At 51.1% G+C, this 18,123-nt stretch carries 18 protein-coding genes; 6 read left to right on the top strand and 12 right to left on the bottom strand.

From position 1 onward, the window contains the following. The 4 genes from R70723_RS13705 to R70723_RS13690 all read right to left on the bottom strand — a co-directional run bounded on the left by R70723_RS13705 (window position 1) and on the right by R70723_RS13690 (window position 5,066). Window positions 1–900 (bottom strand): carbohydrate ABC transporter permease, encoded by a 900-nt coding sequence (locus tag R70723_RS13705; protein ID WP_039872815.1) that lies wholly within the window; start codon window positions 898–900, stop codon window positions 1–3. 120 nt (window positions 901–1,020) lie between these two features. Beyond that, window positions 1,021–2,262, bottom strand: coding sequence for a sugar ABC transporter substrate-binding protein (locus tag R70723_RS13700; protein ID WP_039872814.1), 1,242 nt, complete (start codon window positions 2,260–2,262; stop codon window positions 1,021–1,023). A 377-nt stretch (window positions 2,263–2,639) separates the two neighbouring features. Then, window positions 2,640–4,589 (bottom strand): copper amine oxidase N-terminal domain-containing protein, encoded by a 1,950-nt coding sequence (locus R70723_RS13695; protein ID WP_039872813.1) that lies wholly within the window; start codon window positions 4,587–4,589, stop codon window positions 2,640–2,642. A gap of 147 nt (window positions 4,590–4,736) precedes the next feature. Continuing rightward, entirely contained in the window at window positions 4,737–5,066 is a 330-nt protein-coding gene (locus R70723_RS13690) for an antibiotic biosynthesis monooxygenase (RefSeq protein WP_039872812.1), read from the bottom strand. A gap of 235 nt (window positions 5,067–5,301) precedes the next feature. On the opposite strand from R70723_RS13690, the gene R70723_RS13685 reads away from it, so the two are divergent. Next, window positions 5,302–5,850, top strand: coding sequence for a hypothetical protein (locus R70723_RS13685; RefSeq protein ID WP_039878738.1), 549 nt, complete (start codon window positions 5,302–5,304; stop codon window positions 5,848–5,850). Between the two features lie 16 nt (window positions 5,851–5,866). After that, complete coding sequence (locus tag R70723_RS13680; protein ID WP_039872811.1) at window positions 5,867–6,421, top strand: GNAT family N-acetyltransferase; 555 nt, start codon at window positions 5,867–5,869, stop codon at window positions 6,419–6,421. On the opposite strand, the gene R70723_RS33395 is transcribed toward R70723_RS13680, so the two are convergent. From R70723_RS33395 to R70723_RS13660, 5 genes are all read right to left on the bottom strand, one after another. Then, on the bottom strand, window positions 6,405–6,671 hold the full coding sequence (locus R70723_RS33395) for a hypothetical protein (protein WP_144026942.1): 267 nt from the start codon (window positions 6,669–6,671) through the stop codon (window positions 6,405–6,407). The two genes, R70723_RS13680 and R70723_RS33395, sit on opposite strands and share 17 nt — an antisense overlap. Window positions 6,672–6,712: 41 nt before the next feature. Next, window positions 6,713–7,840, bottom strand: a complete 1,128-nt coding sequence (locus R70723_RS13675; RefSeq protein ID WP_039872810.1) for a DUF4179 domain-containing protein — start codon at window positions 7,838–7,840, stop codon at window positions 6,713–6,715. Further along, on the bottom strand, window positions 7,833–8,366 hold the full coding sequence (locus R70723_RS13670) for a sigma-70 family RNA polymerase sigma factor (RefSeq protein ID WP_047171124.1): 534 nt from the start codon (window positions 8,364–8,366) through the stop codon (window positions 7,833–7,835). Before R70723_RS13670 ends, R70723_RS13675 begins: the two co-directional genes overlap by 8 nt. 138 nt (window positions 8,367–8,504) lie before the next feature. Then, window positions 8,505–9,737 carry an aminopeptidase gene (locus R70723_RS13665; RefSeq protein ID WP_039872809.1) on the bottom strand — a complete coding sequence of 411 codons (1,233 nt, stop codon included), beginning with the start codon at window positions 9,735–9,737 and terminating at the stop codon, window positions 8,505–8,507. 186 nt (window positions 9,738–9,923) lie between these two features. Beyond that, complete coding sequence (locus R70723_RS13660; protein ID WP_039872808.1) at window positions 9,924–10,271, bottom strand: hypothetical protein; 348 nt, start codon at window positions 10,269–10,271, stop codon at window positions 9,924–9,926. 292 nt (window positions 10,272–10,563) lie between these two features. On the opposite strand from R70723_RS13660, the gene R70723_RS13655 reads away from it, so the two are divergent. Next, a complete protein-coding gene (locus tag R70723_RS13655) occupies window positions 10,564–11,697 on the top strand; it encodes a VanZ family protein (RefSeq protein ID WP_039872807.1) in 1,134 nt (377 codons plus the stop codon). A 17-nt stretch (window positions 11,698–11,714) separates the two neighbouring features. Further along, on the top strand, window positions 11,715–13,229 hold the full coding sequence (locus tag R70723_RS13650; protein WP_256704555.1) for an amidase family protein: 1,515 nt from the start codon (window positions 11,715–11,717) through the stop codon (window positions 13,227–13,229). Window positions 13,230–13,359: 130 nt separating this feature from the next. Here the strand turns inward: R70723_RS13650 and R70723_RS13645 are convergent, their stop codons facing one another. Then, on the bottom strand, window positions 13,360–14,124 hold the full coding sequence (locus tag R70723_RS13645; RefSeq protein ID WP_039878732.1) for an exodeoxyribonuclease III: 765 nt from the start codon (window positions 14,122–14,124) through the stop codon (window positions 13,360–13,362). A 163-nt stretch (window positions 14,125–14,287) separates the two neighbouring features. Here R70723_RS13645 and R70723_RS13640 point away from each other — a divergent pair, with 163 nt between their 5' ends. Both R70723_RS13640 and R70723_RS13635 read left to right on the top strand, forming a co-directional pair. Further along, a complete protein-coding gene (locus tag R70723_RS13640) occupies window positions 14,288–15,430 on the top strand; it encodes an MFS transporter (RefSeq protein ID WP_039872806.1) in 1,143 nt (380 codons plus the stop codon). Between the two features lie 71 nt (window positions 15,431–15,501). After that, window positions 15,502–15,789 (top strand): hypothetical protein, encoded by a 288-nt coding sequence (locus R70723_RS13635; protein ID WP_039872805.1) that lies wholly within the window; start codon window positions 15,502–15,504, stop codon window positions 15,787–15,789. A gap of 127 nt (window positions 15,790–15,916) precedes the next feature. Here R70723_RS13635 and R70723_RS13630 read toward each other — a convergent pair whose 3' ends face one another. Both R70723_RS13630 and R70723_RS13625 read right to left on the bottom strand, forming a co-directional pair. Next, on the bottom strand, window positions 15,917–17,029 hold the full coding sequence (locus R70723_RS13630) for a citrate synthase/methylcitrate synthase (RefSeq protein WP_039872804.1): 1,113 nt from the start codon (window positions 17,027–17,029) through the stop codon (window positions 15,917–15,919). 127 nt (window positions 17,030–17,156) lie between these two features. Continuing rightward, window positions 17,157–17,993 carry a helix-turn-helix transcriptional regulator gene (locus tag R70723_RS13625; protein ID WP_039878730.1) on the bottom strand — a complete coding sequence of 279 codons (837 nt, stop codon included), beginning with the start codon at window positions 17,991–17,993 and terminating at the stop codon, window positions 17,157–17,159. Window positions 17,994–18,123: the final 130 nt, after the last annotated feature.

The raw sequence follows: 18,123 nt of genomic DNA, 5'->3' as shown, positions 1-18,123 counted from the left end.
TTAATATTCCACTTCTTTCTTTTTGACCGCGAATTGAATCAGTGTCGCAATGATAATGATGATGAACAGCACGAATGAGCCGGAGGCCGCATAACCGAATTTGCTGAGCTGGAACCCGTTATTGTATATAAAGAGCGCCATCGACATCGTCGCATTCAGCGGTCCGCCCTTGGTCATTACCAGCGGCTCCTCGAAGAATTGAATCCAGCCGATCAAGGTCGTAATGGTCACAAAGAAAGTAGCGAATCCAAGCAGAGGCACTGTGATATAGCGCAGCTTTTTCCAGCCTGTTGCCCCGTCTATTTCAGCAGCTTCATAATAAGAACGGGGAATACCCTGCAATGCCGCCAGGAAAATAATCATATTCAAACCGAGCGATTTCCAGAAGGCCAGCAGAATCAGAGAGAACTTCGCCAGGACAGGGTCCTGAAGCCACTGCTGCGCCGGTAAACCGAACCAGGAAAGGACATAGTTGAATAACCCGTAAGACCCGTTATACAAATAGCCCCATACAACCGCTACCGCCACAATGTTGGTAATGGAAGGCATATAGTAGATGACCCGGAAGCTTTTGAACAGCCAGCCTGTACCGTAGTTTAGCAGAAGCGCTACTCCCATGGAGGCAAGTACAACCATCGGAACACCGACCACTACATAAATGAGGGTATTGTACATTGCTTTCAGGAAAATAGGATCCTTAAATATATCAATATAGTTACTGATGCCGACCCCGCTGATGTTCGAATAATCCGCAAGACCGACCAGGTCCATATCCGTAAAGCTGATTACCAGTGCAATGATGATCGGAATGATCGAAAACAGCGTCAGCAGGATGACTGCCGGAGCGATAAATAAATATGGAACCTTATGCTTGTTGATTTGCTTTACCAATGAGCTCACTTGCCACACATCCTTTCCCTTTCATTCACATCCCCTTCATCCCGAAGAGTAACAGGCGGACAGCCGGAACCTCAGCCTCAAGAGAGATCCCGGCAGTCCGCCTGAAGGTGAAGTCTTTACTTATTTATTGCCAAGCAGCTCATTCGCCTTATCGTTCAGCTTGTCCAGCTCGGTCTGCGTATCAGCACCGCCGATCGTGATCTGTTCGAAGGCTGCCATAGCGGCCTGGGCAATTTCTTCATATTCTCTGACAGTCGGCGCAGGACGGGAATTCTCCAGCTGCTTACCGAAAGCGGCAATCATCGGATCGCTCAGTGCCTCATTAGACCAGGCTGCCTTCAGCGCAGGCATGGAATTTGAAGTTTCATAGTACTTCAGCTGTGCTTCCTGCTCTGCCATAAAAGCAATAAACTTGGCCGCTTCGTCAGGGTTTTTGCTGTAATTGAAAATGGACAGGTCCGCACCGCCGATGGAAGAGGTGTTGCTTACTTTGGCCGGCAGGGTAGTTACCGCCCACTTACCGTCGATTTCCGGCGCTTTATCCTTTACGGTCTGGATCATCCAAGGTCCGCTGATGAACATAGCCATTGTGCCGTCTTTAAATGCGGCTACAGTGTCGAGATCGGTGCCTTTAGGGGACAGCCCTTCATCGTAGAAGCTTTTCAGGAAGTCAACCGTTTCGACATAAGCCGGCTGATTGAACTGCGGCTGACGGTCTGCGTCAATGATGTCACTGCCGTTCTGCCAGGCAAAGATAACAGGATAGATCGAGTCTTTACCTTCAATCGGCAGGGCGTAATGGCCGGTGCCGCCTTTTTCAACCAGCTTGCGGCTGGCATCCTTCAGCTCATCCCATGTCTTCGGACCTTCAGGGTAGCCTACCTCGCCTAGCAGATCCGTCCGGTAGAACATCGCGCGGGTCTCAACATAGAATGGAATTCCTACTGTTGTATCTTCATATTTAGTGGTTTCAACAGCACCGTCGAAGAAGTTCTCCGGCGCCATGCTCGGATACTGCTCAATATACGGGGACAAGTCCTTTAGCGCTCCGGCAGCGGCAAATTCAGGAATCCAGGTTGTCCCCATCTGTACAACGTCCGGGCCGCTCTTGGAGGCTACGGCAGTCAGCAGCTTATCATGTGCAGTATCCCAGGGAATGGCTTGGACATCTACTGTAATGCCGGGATTGGCAGCTTCATACATATCTGCGATCGGCTCTACCGTATCCGCTGTTCCCATGAACCAGACCTTCAGCGTCTTGTTATCTCCGGAAGCTGCATTGTTTGAATTGCCGCAGCCCGCCGCAACCATGGAGAAGCTCAGTAAAAGTGCTGCTGTTGTTAACCCTTTATTCTTTGTCATTGTTCTTTCACCCCTGTAGTAGTGTGTGCCAAGCTTGGAATTACTATGAAATAAAGCCCTTTCATCGAAACGTTTCGATTAATATCGAAAAAAAATTCGAGTTACCACACATCATTTCTCGCCTAAACAACGCATTCAGGATATTATTAACCCGTTTTTCAGTCATTGAAACGAGATTAATAACGCTTTCACTCCAATCCGCCCCTATCAGGCTTCGAGACAGTGTTTGTTCTTTCATCTTTTACTCGAATCGTTTCGATAACCATATTATAAAACTATGTGTTAGCGATTTCAAGTGCCTTACACAAAAAAAGCCGGAAGCTGCTTCATTTGCGGTTTACGCATTTGAAACAGCCTCCGGCCTTAGTCTATATAAATCAGCTGGTGTAAATAAACGAAACTACCCCGTTGGTGAAGGTCACATAATCATAGCCGACGTACTGCCAGGTCTCTACGCGGATGCCGCCTCCTACGGCAGCAGACTTGCTCTCCGGTGTCCCCCAGCTTAACTCGACCTGCTGCTTTGTCATACCAGTCCTTACGTATCCTGCCTTAATATCTTCCCACACTTTACTTGACCACTTGTAGGTTTTGTAAGGATCAGCTGTCAGAAACTCCTCTTTATCAGCCAGCGTACTTATAATTTCCGCCCCGGTCATCTCATACGTTTTCAGTGCTTTTCCTGAAGCAAGCTTCATGGCAAGAGCGAAGTTCCCGTTATAATCAGGAAGTACATCAACGATGGTTACTTTTTGAAACCTATAATTGACATCAAAAAAGTTGACCCAATAGCTTTTGCCTATCAGCTTCGCCAGGTTTCCCTGGGCTTTTTTCTTATAGATAAGGGCGGTTTGCTTTGTCTGTACCTGCATTTCAGCCTTGCCGAAGGTTACCCTCATGCTTTGAATAGAAGAATTCCAATCAAGGCCGGCTCCGAACGCCGACTTTAGCAGCGCTGCCGGAAACACCGTTACGCCATCAACAGTCTGTACTTTACCGCTCATTTTAACCTTCTCGCCGTTCACCATTGCCGTATCACTGCCGAGCTGGAGCTGAACTGGCGTGGAATTCAATTTAATGCTGAAGCTTTTGGTACCGGCATTGTATTGAACCGAAGCACCAAGCTGCTGGAACACCTCCTGAACCGGCAGATACATTGAGCCGCTGATCAGTGCTCCGGTTGTAATGATATCGTCTGAACTAATGGATACCTCCAGCGTTTTCGAGACTGATCCTGATTTCACAGTAACTTTGGTAACTCCGACCGCCAGTGCCTTTAAGGTTCCATCGTTCAGCTTCTGCAAAAGGGCCGGTTTTTCAACCGTCAAATCAGCATCCTTCAGTGGTACTTTTCGTGTAGATTCGCCTGTCCAGGTCTCCGAAATCTGCACGGGGACCTTGTCCCCGACCGTAAGGCTGGTCTTCTCCATCGTGAAGGATACACCGGTGACAACTGGAAGGGTCAGCATCTCCAGACGGTCCGCCTGTACGTCATAACTCGCTACGCTGCCATCCTGCGTTTTTACATACATGCCTTGACTATAGACAGAGATTAGTCCAGTTACACCTTTAAGACCCGGGAATGATTGCGTGAGCTTATAACGGTCAGCTTCAGAAGATCCCGTTCTCCAGACGGTACCGTCCTTCATTCGTACAACCAGATTACCCTCGTCATCGAATCTGGCTTCTGCTGCATTTTCGGTGATAGTTACGGGAATATATTTTGAGAGATCATTCCTGTCAAAATTAAACCGGTTGTACAGCAGCACTTTTCCGGATTGTAGGACCACTGCCACATCGTCGACAGAACTGTAGGAATCAGAATAACTATCTATTGCCGTAACCTCTGCACTGCTGCCGAATTGATCAATTTTGTCGCTGAACCCCTCTGCCTTCAAGACTCCGGACCGGGTAAGCAATGCCAAACCTTTTTCGGAATCATCAAATTTCACAATATCTGTATAACTCGTAGTATCGCCGTAGCCGAGGTAACGAATGGTTCCTGTATTATCCAGATAATAGTTCCCGGAAATGTGCACCACCCCGGTCATGTTCTTCAGTATTTGGGGAGCTCCCTTCCCCTGCAATTGAACCAGAGTTCCTGACGTGGTAATCCCATAGCCTTCCTCAATCTCGGTCAGATTGAAATCAAGCTGTTTATATCCTCCGTTGTCAACATCCTGCTTCCATACTGTACCGTCACTAAGCAGGTAACTCCCCCTGTCAAAATCAATGATCGCCGGTCCAGCCGCATGCAGCACACCGCCGGTTTGACCAAACATGCCTGCTGAGACTACCGCTGCAAGCACCCATTTTAAACCTTTCATCTTCCAAAATCCCCCTTTGTGTTTGACGCACTCATTAATGTATCACAAATTCAAAGATATTCCAGAGGAATTTTGATACGTCCAAGCAGCAAAAAACTGCCTGCAATCCGCTAAGATTGCAGGCAGTTCCATTTGAACACTGTAACTCTACTTTTCGTAAACCTTGCCCTCTTTAACCTTTTGTACCTCATACATATTGACAGCCGTACTCAGGATGTATGCCGGCTTCTCCTGTCCTCTGCTGTTGCGGTGGCCCTGGAGGTGGGCATCACTCTTCTCCCAGTTTTTCCAGGCATCTTCGGACTCCCAGCGGATCACGATCAGAACCTCTTCATTATCCTTGCCTTTTTTGTTAAGTGCAACGCTGATATCAATCAGCCCCGGCATTTCCTCAAGCGGACCCGGTGCGCTGAATCTTTCTATGATTTGGGCGCTGTGTCCTTTTTCCACTACGATGGATCTTGTCTGAATAAGCATCAATGATTCCTCCTGTGTATAGGGTGTGCTGGCAGGCTCTGCACCGTTTATCCCTGCTATTTTAGTTGAATATGCAGCTATCTTATATTCTAATTGATAATCGTTATCATTTCCAGTCCGCCTTTATCCTGTAGCGTTTATTCTAAAACAAACTTTACCTTGCGCGGGGATTGAATAGATGATTATTCTGGAACAAATTAACGAAACCCTATACTTTTATGAAAGCAGGCTTAATATGAATCTGACAGTGAAGCTCGCTGAACCCCATGAAGCGCATATTATCAAAAACCTATATCCGCTTTACCTGCATGATCTATCCGGACATTACGGGCTGAACGACGGCCTGGTCCTTAATGAGCATGGCATTTATGAGGACGATCACGACATTCAGACTCTGGCGCAGCAATATGATGTCCAGAATATCTGGTGGGAGAAGCCGGGCTGCCTGTATCCTTTTCTGTTTAGAGCAGATTTGGTGCCTGCCGGCTTTGCCTTGATTGCAACGCCGCCGCATTGTGCACCGGGGGTTGATTATTTTGTAAATGAGTTTTTTGTGCTTCAGCCGTTCCGCGGAACCGGCCTTGCCGGACAGGCTGCTGTCCAGGTGTTCGAACAATTTAAAGGAGTATGGGAGCTGCATACGAACCGGGCCGCCAAAAATATTACCGGGCAGAAATTCTGGCGCAAGACAGTAGCAGGCTATACGGGCCAAAATTACCACGAAGCGCTTGAAGATACGTTTAACGGGAGCAAGCTGGTCTTCCGGTTTAACAACAACATTTAGGTAAGGGGGCAGTGCAATGGAGATTACCGGTGAACGAATCTTATTAAGAGATTTATCTGAGGCTGACCGGGAATTTTGGGCTGAGCTGGAGGGCCATGAGCTGACATCCAAATACGAAAACAGCCGCCCGGATGCTGCGCAGATTGCGGAGGATTTCGGTAAGGCATTAGCTTATGCCGCCTCTGTTCCCCGTGAATCCTTCAAGCTGGCTGTTTGCCTTGCTGCGGATGAGACTCCGCTTGGAGTGATCAGCATCAAGCTTAATTGGGAGGACATCCGGGAATGGGAAATCGGCTGGGCGCTTCTTCCCCGGTATTGGGGAGAGGGATATGCAACAGAAGCGGTCAGGCTGCTGATCGGCTATGCCTTTGCACAGCTGAACGCGCACCGGATCGTCGCCTATGCCAATGCCGCTAACCAGCGCTCTGAGCGACTAATGCAGCGGGCCGGCATGACCAGGGACGGAGTCCTGCGTGAAACCAGATACTGCAACCAGGAATGGTGCGATGAGCTGATCTACTCTATTCTCGAGAAGGAGTGGCCGAAGGAGGTGGCTAGTCAAAGGGATTAATTCCGTTGATTACCCTGCGCGGTCTACTTTCCAGTAAAACAACGGGACTTTTACCGTTATTTCCACCATTCGCTCCACTTTCCAGTAAAACAACGGGACTTTTACCTTTATTTCCACCATACGCTCCACTTTCCAGCAAAACAACGGGACTTTTACCGTTATTTCCACTCATCCACCCGCCCCTCGAATATTTACCGTTGAAATTAGGTACCGTAGCTTTCCTTGGGCTAAACACACTATACTGCTCCAAGCATAAGCCCCCCGCTTACAAGCGGGGGGCTTGGCTTTTGACTATTCTAGCAGCTCAAACTGGTTAACCGACATACCGATTCCTTGGCCTGCTTTGAGCTCCAGTACGAGGGAATCAGGATCATCAAGCAGGTTACTGGAAAATATATGCTCATAGCCGTCCGCCAGTCCTGCTCCAATACTCATAGGCAGCTGCACTGTTCCGGCACCGGAGCGGGCTGTTACCATTCCAGAGAAGTATTCAAAGACTTTCCGCCGAATCTCCCACTCATAATCCGCTTCATTCTTCAATTCATACCTGGCCTTAATCAGCAAGGGTGAGATTTCCACGCGGCTCAGCACAACCTCATGTCCTTCTATCTGAAAATTCTTATCGGGATATAAAACTTCCGTCTTCGTCTCCTTGAACTTCTGATCCAGCTTAATAGCAAGCTTGATTCTTGGAGAATAGTGAATATCCGCCATAATGGTGCCCGTCTTGGGGTCATCCATTTTGCCCGGATCGACCGAAGCAATCAGGAAGTCTGCCTCCAGCTGCTCCGGAAAAGGCTTGCTGCGGTCCAGCTCAAACTCGCTTTTTCCGTAATATTTGTGATAATCGTCCTCACCGTTTATTTTGGCGTGTGCCCCGATCCCTCCGGTACGGTTAAGCAGGCTCCCGGTCTGAACATCCAGCATTCTGCTGCTGCTGAAGCCGTAAATTTCCTGATCGTTCGAGGTTTCTGCCGTGTATAACAGAATAATCCGGTTCTCATCGGCAGTTACCGCATTCAGGGTAATCTGATATCCGTCCGCTTCCGCCACGTTGTCCAGCAGCTGAACATAATCATTGCGTACCGCTGATTCAAAGGTGGCCGCATTGATGTCATAATTGTTGAATTCCCTGTACGGCTCAAGCACTCCCCAGTCCACCGGCCCGGTATTTACAGGAGTCTGCTGACCGGCGTGCCATACTGGAATGAGGTACAGCACGAATGCAACCGCCGCAGCCGCAGCCAGCCCGTACACAGTCCCTTTCATCAGTGAAGTCCGCTTACTGCCGCTTTTTCCGCTTTCCATGCCTTTTTGAACCGCCAGCCTGATATAAGGGGTGTCCGTCTCTCCCTGAAGCTGTTGCCGCATCTGGCCCGCTTCCTCCAGCATAATCTGCTCTTCCCTGCTGTTAATCATTCCACTCCCCCCGATCCTTTATAATTGCCCGAAGCTGCTTCAGCCCTTTATGCTGCCAGGTTTTAACCGTGCCCTCAGGCTTGTCCAGCAGCACCGCAATCTCCCCGAGTGTCATGTCGTTATAGTATTTGAGGAGCAGCACATGCCGGTACTTCGGCTTGACCTGTTCAAGCGCCCAGCGCATCTCCAGCCGCCCGTTGTCCTGAACCATGACCGGCTCCTGCATCCGCTCGTCCGGTGTCGGCACGCTCCGCTTCCTTCTGCGCTGCTCATCGATACAGACGTAGATCAGAATACGGATAATCCATGCTTTAAAAGCCCCCGGCTCCTTCAGCGTCTTCCGCTTGATCCAGGCCCGGCAGGTGCTTTCCTGCACCGCTTCCAGTGCATCGTTGCGGTTCCCCAGATAGCTGTAGGCAATCTGGTACAGCTGCGCGCTGTGCTCCATTACGGCTTCATAGAACCTCATCTCCTCGCCGGTGGCAGCGCCGGTTAATCTTTTCATCTCTATGCCAGACATTGTCATCCAGCCCCCTCCTCTCTCCAGCCTTACATAATATAAGACGGAGAGCACCCGTAAACAGTTTTCCCTGCAGACAAATTCAAAAGAGCCTCCGACATGGAGGCTCTTCTTATTATAATAAATACACATTACAAACCTGCGTTACAGCACCCAGTTCCCTTTGCGGAATACCGGCTCGACAGTTCCGTCAGCCAGCTCCCCGTCGATCTCAAGCTCGGCCGAGCCGATCATAAAGTCAACATGGGTCAGGCTGACATTAGCACCGCGCTTAATCAGCTCCTCGCTGCTGAGGCCCACGCCGCCTTCGATATTTACCGGATACGCGCTGCCCAGCGCGAAATGGCAGGAGGCATTTTCGTCAATACCGGTGTTATAGAACACTCTGTTCAGGCGGGAAATCGGCGAATCATGCTGCACCAGGGCGACCTCGCCCAGATAGGAGGCACCTTCATCCGTTTCCAGCAGGGTGGTCAGATGCTCACGGCCGGAGGCCGCATCATAAGACGTTACCTTTCCGTCCGTGAAGGTGAACGAAATGCCGTCGACCAGACGCCCGTTGAGGTTCAGCGGAAGCGTACTGGCAACCGTTCCGTTTACACCTGTCCGCAGCGGCATCGTATAGATCTCTTCAGTCGGCATATTCGCCACAAAATAAACCCCGCTGCCGTTCTCGCCGCCGCCGCCGCGCCACAGATGTCCTTCAGGCAGCTCTACATGGAGATCCGTGCCGGGTGCGCGGTAGTGCAGGCTTTTGTAGCGCTTAGCGTTCATCCGGTCCTGGCTCAGCTTCAGCTCTGCAATATGCTCGCGCCAGGCTGCTACCGGGTCCTCGCTGCCTACACGGTTCATCTGGAATACCGCTTCCCACATAGCATTGATCCGCTGCTCCTGCGGCAGATCGGCGAACACCTTATCCGCCCAGGCACGGGTCGGCGCCTTGATCAGCGACCAGCTGATTTTGCTGCTGCGGGTGTAATTCTGGTAGTTCCTGCGGGCAATAGCAGCTGCTTTGACAGCCGTTGAGACCTTGGCAGACTCAATACCGTTGAACAGCTCAGGGTCTGGTACTTTAATATGTAAAATCGCTCCGCCCTCTTCAGCAAAGCCTTCCAGCATATCGGCATGCCACTGCGGATAATAGCTGAACGAATCCTCAGGCGCCTTCTCATAACGGATGCGCGTAACCGCCTCGTCATCCCAATCCACCATTACATATTTAGCGCCGGCTTCGTACGCCTTGCCTACGATCAGACGGGTAAGCTCTGCTGTTTCAAGCGGTGCATGCACCATCAGTACCTGACCGGGCTGCACGTTAACTCCGACCTTAACCACCAGCTCGGCATATTTCTCCAGCATGATCTCAAAATCCTTCATATTCCCTTTTCCTCCATCTCTGTCTGTTCTGTTATCATTTCTCGATAAAAGCTCCAGTAGTTATTTTAACGCAAAAAGCACAGGATGGCGATTACTGTTGTTGCGGGTACCGGATTTGATGCTGTGTAAAATAAAAGACGGCCCCAGGTCAGGAGCCGCCTTCCGCTAAATTCTGGGCTGCAGGCCTTATTGCTTATCCACCTGCAGCAATGTAATTTCCTTTACGGAATAGGTGTCTGCGAGCTTCTCCTCTGCGATCACCTTCAGCTTCGCCAGACTGGCCACCTTGGCAGGATCAGCCTTGGACAGCAGCCGCCATACCTGGGGATCTGCCAGCGTATTATACAGCTTTTCATCATCGTATTCCTTACGGTTCTGTGTAACCAGTTTGACCCTGTAGCTGCCGATCAGCGCCTCGGTCTCCCCCAAAGCGGCACAGTGGGCGATAATCTCCTGCCTGAGCTCTGTAAGCTCCTTCTCGATCTCCTTATACTTCGTTTTGAGCTTATAGTATTGCTGCACCTTCTTTTCCATTCAGCTCACGCTCCTCTCCTAACATATGTATGCCGCAGAGAATCACTATAATGAATAAATCCATGGAAAGCGCTACGGGCAAAATTTATAATAGATAAGCCGGCTTACTGTTCTCTGCAGTGAATCCTAACCATTCCAGCGTCTAACTCCCGGGAGGGCTTCTGTCCGGAAGCTCCTTAGGCTTTGTGCATCCTTATTACCAGCTATGTTTTAGCTCCCTGCTGATTATTCCGGCCGGGAGACTGGTAAGTATAGGTATGCGTGAAGCAAATTTTCAAACGGCAGGTGGACTATGTTTCAATCCTATCTATTTCCGATTTCCTATGCATTCTTATCCTTTCCGGCTGCAGCCTTGCTGTTTACCCTGCCCTTTCTGATTGTCCAGTACCGGCGGCACGGGTATATTCATAAGCTCCGCGGACTCCTTCTGTATCTGCTGCTGCTCTATTTATTGAATGCCTTGTTTCTGATTATGCTGCCATTTCCCGCTACCAGACACAATCTGGCTCCAACGGGCGGGAGCCTGCAGCTTGCTCCCCTTCAGTTCATTGAGGAGATTCTGCACAGCCGCAGCTTTACTGCAGATGCCCCGTCCACCTATGTGAATGTACTGGGCGAGCCTGCATTTTATCAGGCTGTATTTAATGTGCTGCTGACTGTACCGTTCGGTATGTTTCTCGGCTATTATTTCCGCACGAGATGGGTAGTCTGCATCCTGCTCTCCTTCAGCCTGTCCCTGCTGTTCGAGATTACGCAGATTACCGGAATATACGGCATCTTCGATCACCCCTACCGGGTGTTTGATGTAGATGATCTGATTACCAACACACTTGGCGGGATCATCGGGTACCGTGTCGCCCTCTGGATCTCCGGTCTGCTCCCGCAGATCGAACAGCTAGATGCCAAGGAGGATTTAAGTGCAAAACGGGTTACCTTTACCCGCCGCGGTATCGCCTTTTTACTGGATGCCTGTATATGGATGCCTGCTGCCGGGCTGCTCAGCCTGCTGCCTGTACCGGCACCCTTCTGGATTACACTGATCACCTATTTTCTGCTGATTCCCTGCCTGACCCGAGGCCGGACTCCGGGCAAATGGGTGGTGCGCATTACCGTGCAGGGCAAGCCGGATACACCGCGGCTGTGGCGGCTGACCGTAAGATACGGACTGCTGTATGGCGTGCTGCCGGGTATGAACATCATCCTGTTTGATTCAGCATTGGCTGCAGCGCTGGACCAGGAGCTGGCCGCAACTGCCCGGGGCGTGGTGCTGATAGCGGATTTCCTGTTTCTCGTCCATATCATCATCAGCATATTCCGCAAGAAAGAGCTGTTCTATGAGCGTCTGAGCGGAACACGAAATGTGATAACCTGGCCGGAAAGACAGCTGCAGGCGGAGCCGGAGCTCCGGTCGCAGACTATTGAATAGTAAGGAGCGGATGTCCTTTGGAACAAAAGAATTCTCCTGTTAATAACCCGGTCCTGGACTGGAGCAAATGGATTATAGAAGCGGATATTGCCTCCATGCAGGCGGAGATGGCCCGCGGCCCGTTGACTTCGGTACAGCTGGTTCAGCTATACCTTGAGCGGATCGGAAGGCACGACAATGTAATTAATGCTGTGCTTGAGCTGAATCCTGATGCGCTGGAGACCGCCGGACAGCTGGACCAGGAGCGGCTGGTTACAGGCCCCCGCAGCAGCCTGCATGGAATCCCATTGCTGGTCAAGGACAATATTGATACCGCAGATCAGCTTCATACCAGTGCAGGCTCCATTGCTTTGGCAAATTCCTTTGCCTCTGCGGATGCAGCGGTTATCAGCCGTCTGCGGGATGCCGGTGCCGTTATTCTCGGCAAGGCGAACATGACCGAATGGGCCAATTTCATGGCTCCCGGGATGTGGGCAGGCTACAGCTCCCGCGGCGGCCTGGTCCTGAATCCTTATGGCCCCGGCGAGCTGTTTGTCGGCGGCTCAAGCTCAGGCAGTGCGGCCTCCGTAGCTGCCAATCTGGTTGCTGCTGCCGTTGGAACCGAGACCTCCGGCTCCATCATCGGTCCGGCCAGCCAGAACAGTGTAGTCGGCATCAAGCCGACTGCCGGATTAGTCAGCATGGCCGGAATCATCCCCGGCATCAGCAGTCAGGATACAGCCGGTCCGCTGGCCAGAACTGTTGCTGATGCCGCCTTGCTGCTGGGAGCTATGGCCGGTCCTGCCGCTTCCCCGGCAGCGGATCAGGGCACCGGCCAAGTACCGGTGCCGGCTGATTATACAGCTTTTCTTGATCCGCAGGGTCTGCAGGGTATGCGCATCGGCATTCCCGGAGCCGTCTATCAGGAGCTGCATCCGGATGTACTGGAGATTATGAACGGCGCAATCGCCACATTGGCTGCTAACGGCGCTGTAATCATTGATCCTGTAGAGCTGCCTTGTCTTAACAGCGATTGGAGTCCGGTTATGCTGCAATATGAATTCAAAAGAGGCCTGAACCAGTATTTGTCCGGACTTGCCGGGCATGTTCCCGTACATAGCTTGAGTGAGCTAATTAAATATAATCTCGAGCACAGTGACAAAGCGCTGAAATACGGCCAGGGAACTCTGGAATGGCTGGAACAGTCCGGTGACGGCATTACAGAGGAGCAGTACCTGAAGGAGCTTCAGATATCCCGCGGCTTGGCAAGGGAACAGGGAATTGATTATGCCATATCCAGGCACCAGCTGGACGCTTTGATGTTCCCCGGCTTCCATGGGACAGATATTGCGGCCAGGGCCGGTTATCCGCTCATCACCGTCCCTGCCGGTTATGCAGCAGAGGGAGGTGTGACTCCCGGTGGCTATACTACAAAAGGCCCGCACGGAGTAACCTTCTGCGGTACCGCCTTCAGTGAGCCGGTCCTGATCCGGATTGCATCAGGTTTCGAGCAGGCCGCACAGCGGCGTTATCCGCCCCGCCTGTTTTCATAAAAGGGCCTAGTCTTTTCTAGACCAGAGGCTAGCTCCAGCCGTAAGCAGCCTGCCCTGAACTGAATGCTCACAATAAAAGCGGCCATGACAACCCTTTCCGGGAGGCATGGCCGCTTTTACACGTAATAGATTATTTGGCTAACTCGTTTATCTTAAGGACAACCGGACAATGATCGCTGCCCAGCACATTACAATCGATAGAGGCATCGATCAGCTGCGGAGCAAGCCGTGAGGAAGCCAGGAAATAATCTATCCGCCAGCCGACATTCCGCTCCCTCACTTTTGGCATATAGGACCACCATGTATACGCACCTTCTGTCTCCGGATAAAAGAACCGGAACGTATCAATGAAGCCTGCCTCCAGCAATGTGGTCATTTTGGCGCGTTCTTCATCGGTAAAGCCTGAATTTCCGCGGTTGGCTTTGGCATTTTTCAGATCAATATCAGCATGGGCAACATTAAGGTCTCCGCAGACCAGCACCGGCTTCAGCCTGTCCAGCTCCAGAAGATAGCCGCGGAAGCGTTCCTCCCATTCCATCCGGTAATCGAGGCGTGTCAGATCACGCTTGGCGTTGGGCGTATAGACATTAACCAGATAAAAGCCGTCAAATTCCAGCGTTATAACACGGCCTTCGGGTTCTGAGTCCTCCTCCAGCCCGTATCTTACCGAAAGCGGCTTGATTCTGGTAAAAACCGCTGTTCCCGAGTATCCCTTTTTCTGCGCATAATTCCAGAACTGATAGTATTCCTCTCCCTGATCCAGAGAAATCTGGCCTTCCTGCAGCTTCGTCTCCTGTACACAAAAAATATCTGCAGCACTTTCCTTAAAATATTCATTAAAGCCCTTGCCGACACAGGCTCTCAGGCCGTTTACATTCCAGGATACCAGCTTAATCATGCTCATTCTCCTTATATTTAAATATATGAATTAGAAATAGATTATGAATAGTTGAACTAATACAGTGTACCATATTATCGGCTGTCAGAGATTACGGAGGCATGATACAATAACTGGGCTATTGCTTTTCAATTCAGAGAAATGTGAGGATCGTTAATCTATGAATACTCCAGGAATGCTCAGGAGCTTTAACTTTTTGTACTTTGCCCTGCTGGCGATGTTTATTCCCTTCCTGCCCGTCTTTCTGGATATGCAGGGCCTGACTCCGGGACAGACCGGCCTCGTTATCGGCACAGGCGGCTTCATAACCATTATTGCCCAGCCGCTCTGGGGAATGATCAGTGACAGAACCCGGACAATCCGCAAGGTACTGCTGCTGCTTCTCTTGTGCTCAGCGGTGACCGGTTACTTTTTATACGCTTCCGGCAGTTACATCCTGCTGGTGCTGTTTGCAATGCTGCTGTATTTCTTCCTGATGCCCATTGATCCGCTGACCGAAAGCCTGAATTTCCGGATTGCTGAGGCACACGGTATAAGCTACGGCTCCATCCGTACCTATGGTGCTCTCGGCTATGGAATCATGGCGCTTCTTACCGGCTATGTCTTAAATTCCTTTGGCGCGCACGGCCTGGGACTGCTGTTCGCCGGCAGCTGTATCGCAGGCTTTGCAATCAGCTGGAGGATACCGGACGCCCCTGTCTCAGGTAAGCCCGTGACACTTGGCAGCCTTAAGCAGTTCCTCAAAAACAAGGAGACCCTGCTGTTTCTGCTGCTTATCTTTATCTGCTCTGTACCGGCCAGAATGAATGATACCTTTCTGGGTGTACATATTTTGGAGCTGGGCGGAGGCTCCGCGCTCGTCGGCCAGTCGTTTTTTCTGGCGGCCATCAGTGAAATTGTAGTATTCGCCCTCAGCTTCCGGTGGCTGCGCCAGGGTAAAGAGCTGATTATAATCACATTTGCCGGATTCTTTTACTTTGTCCGCTTCTTCCTTTCAGCCTGGATATCAGACCCACAGGTGCTGGCTTATCTGCAGATTTTGCAGGTGCTGACCTTTCCGGTATTTTATTCCGCTGCCATTCAATATCTGTACAGCATCGTCCCCGAGGAATGGCGGGCTACAGGACAGACCGTACTCGCACTGCTGTTCTTTGGTGTCTCGGGCATCCTGGCCTCCTATGCCGGCGGTGCGCTTTACGGGACTTTTGGCGGCAAAATCTTTTTCCTGAGTGTAGCGGCAATGTCCCTTCTCGGTACAGCCTTCGGCTTTGCCCTTCACTATAAGAATGTGCGAACCTCCTAAGACATCCGTATCAGCATTTAATAGATTCGTTGAATATGATAATCTATCAAATGCAAAAGGAGGTCATGAACATGGCTATTTTATTGCCGCAACAATTCTTCAACCTGCCGGCGGGAGTCGGCAAATCGTACTATGAAAATTTAAACGGCGGGGCAAATGCTGCTGTTACAGTCCAGAATAACTCCGCTTTTCCGGTTGATCTGGTGCTGTACGCTGTCAACGCTCCTATTGTAACCTACACGATCCCGCCGTTTGACAGTCTCACCATCCAGCTGGCGCATCTGCTTGTTGCTGCATTGCGAAGCACTGCTGCCGGCGCAACCTTTGGCTTTATCCAAGTTGCAACATCAGATTTCTAACTTTCAGTATTTAAAATAATATGACCAGAGTATCCGCCATACTCGCTCATAATCCTCCTCCTTCAAAAAAAGACCCCTGTCCGCTTAAGCGGCCAGGGGTTTCGTGTTGTTATAGCAGGCTGATCCGTTATACAACCTCGGCTTCTGTCTCCGGCATAGGCCCTGTGTATACGGATTGCGGGCGGAAAATCCGGTTGCTTGCAGCCTGCTCCAGAATATGCGAGGTCCAGCCGACGATTCTGCCCGCCGTAAAGGTCGGCGTAAAAATATCCGGGTCCAGCTGGAGCGCCTTGAGAATGGCCGCCGCGTAGAACTCAACATTGGTGTACAGCCGGCGGCCCGGCTTGTATTCCTCCAGCAGCCGGATGGCTGTATGCTCCACATGGATAGCCAGATCGAAGGAAGCGTCCTTGCCGATCATCTCCTGTGTCGCAATCATCAGCGCTTCTGCCCGCGGGTCCTTTGTCTTGTAGATCCGGTGGCCGAAGCCCATAATTTTGCCCCGGCTCTCAAGCACGCTGCGGATCCAAGGCTCAGCCCGGTCCATCGTGCCGATCTCCTCCAGCATGGTGATAACCTCTGAAGGTGCGCCTCCGTGCAGCGGCCCCTTCATCGCCCCGATTGCCCCGCAGACGGCAGCGCACATATCCGATTCTGTTGACAGGACGACTCTGGAGGCAAAGGTTGAGGCATTCATCCCGTGCTCCATGCAGAGGATCTGGTAGGCGCTGAGCGCTTGTACATGTGCCTGCTCAGGAATGCTTCCGTTCAGCATATACAGGTAGTTCGCCGCATGCCCCAGCTTTGCTGACGGTTCCACTTCAGGCAGGTTATTTAAGCTGCGGTATCTGTAGGCAATGATCGTCGGCAGAACCGAGGTCAGGCGGATTGCCTGCTTCAGTGTCGGCGGCCATGTTGCGTTGTCCTTGTCCCCCAGAGCTGCCACTGCACTCTGCAGGACGAGCATCATCGGAATAGACGGCGGAAGCAAATCTATCATTTTTTTCAAATAATCCGGGATCGCTCTGGCTGCCGACATCTCCTGCTTAAGCTGGGCCAGCTCCTCTGCATCCGGCAGACGGCTGTTCCACAGCAGGTATGCAACCTCCTCATAGCTCTTGCTTACAGCAAGCTCCTTCGCCCAATATCCGCGGTAGACCAGATATCCCTTCTCGCCGTCCACCAGCCCGATATCTGTTTCACCAGCTACTACACCTTCTAATCCGGTTACCTTTGCCATTGTTACATACTCCTTTTCCGGTCGTACTAAAGTTAACATCATATAAGGAGTATATGCCGGATTTACGATATTGCATATTTATAGTTTTTTATGAATGCATTAATTTTTTTTATCACTGAAAAATGGATTAACCCATCAGCTGCCGGAGCTTGGCCTCCGTATTGGAATCAGCTGCCGGCGTATAGATGCTGCAGCGTAAGTCTGTAGTCCCATGAACCTGCAGAGAGGTGAGCTGGAACAGCATTTTTCCGGCTTTAGCATGGCGGAATTCAAGCACTACATCCGGCGCACTGCTGACCCTGCTCTCCTCCCACAGCTCCTGAAACCGGGGATGCCGCAGCTTCATGTCCGCGATGAAATCATCATACCAGCGGTCCTCCACATACTGGCCGTAATATGCCCGGAAAATAGACAGATACCCCCTGACAAACTGCTCCCAGTTCACCGCCAGCCGCTGAAATTCCTTGCGGACGAACAGGAGGGAAATCATGTTGCGCCCTTCCGCCGGTAGTGCAGCGAAGTCAAGAAACACATGGGCTGCGGCCTCATTCCAGCCGACAATATTGCAGTGACGGTCTGATATGATGGTCGGGCAGGTAGTAAGCTCCTGCAGGATTTTGTGCAGGGAGGGGCTGATTACCGTTGACTCTTCCAGCTGATAGGCTGCCGGACCCGGACCGTTGTCGAGTGCCAGAGCAAACAGATAATTCCGCTCATCCTTGGTAAGCTTAAGTGCCGCAGCAATGCAATCCAGGACGGATGGCGATACCTTAATATCTCTTCCCTGTTCAAGCCAGGTGTACCACGTGCTGCTCACGCCCGCCAGCTGTGCAACCTCTTCACGCCTCAGCCCCGGTGTTCTTCTGCGGGTGCCTTCCGGCAGTCCGGCTGAAGCAGGGGTAATGGCGGCCCGGCGTGATTTCAAAAAGCCTGACAGTGCCTGCAGTCTTGTTTCGTTGGTCATTCTCATCCCCGGCCTTCCTATGCGCAGCGTTATAATAGTAGTATTTATACTAGTATAACCTACAACTTGTAATAGGATAAGGAAAGTGAAAAAATACAATTTATACCCCTTAGGGAAATCAGAGGACTGC

This window comes from Paenibacillus sp. FSL R7-0273, from assembly GCF_000758625.1.
In the GTDB taxonomy this organism is placed as follows: Bacteria; Bacillota; Bacilli; order Paenibacillales; family Paenibacillaceae; genus Paenibacillus_AQ.
The sequence above is the reverse complement of the archived record's forward strand: the minus strand, read 5'-3'. Positions and strand labels throughout refer to the sequence as shown.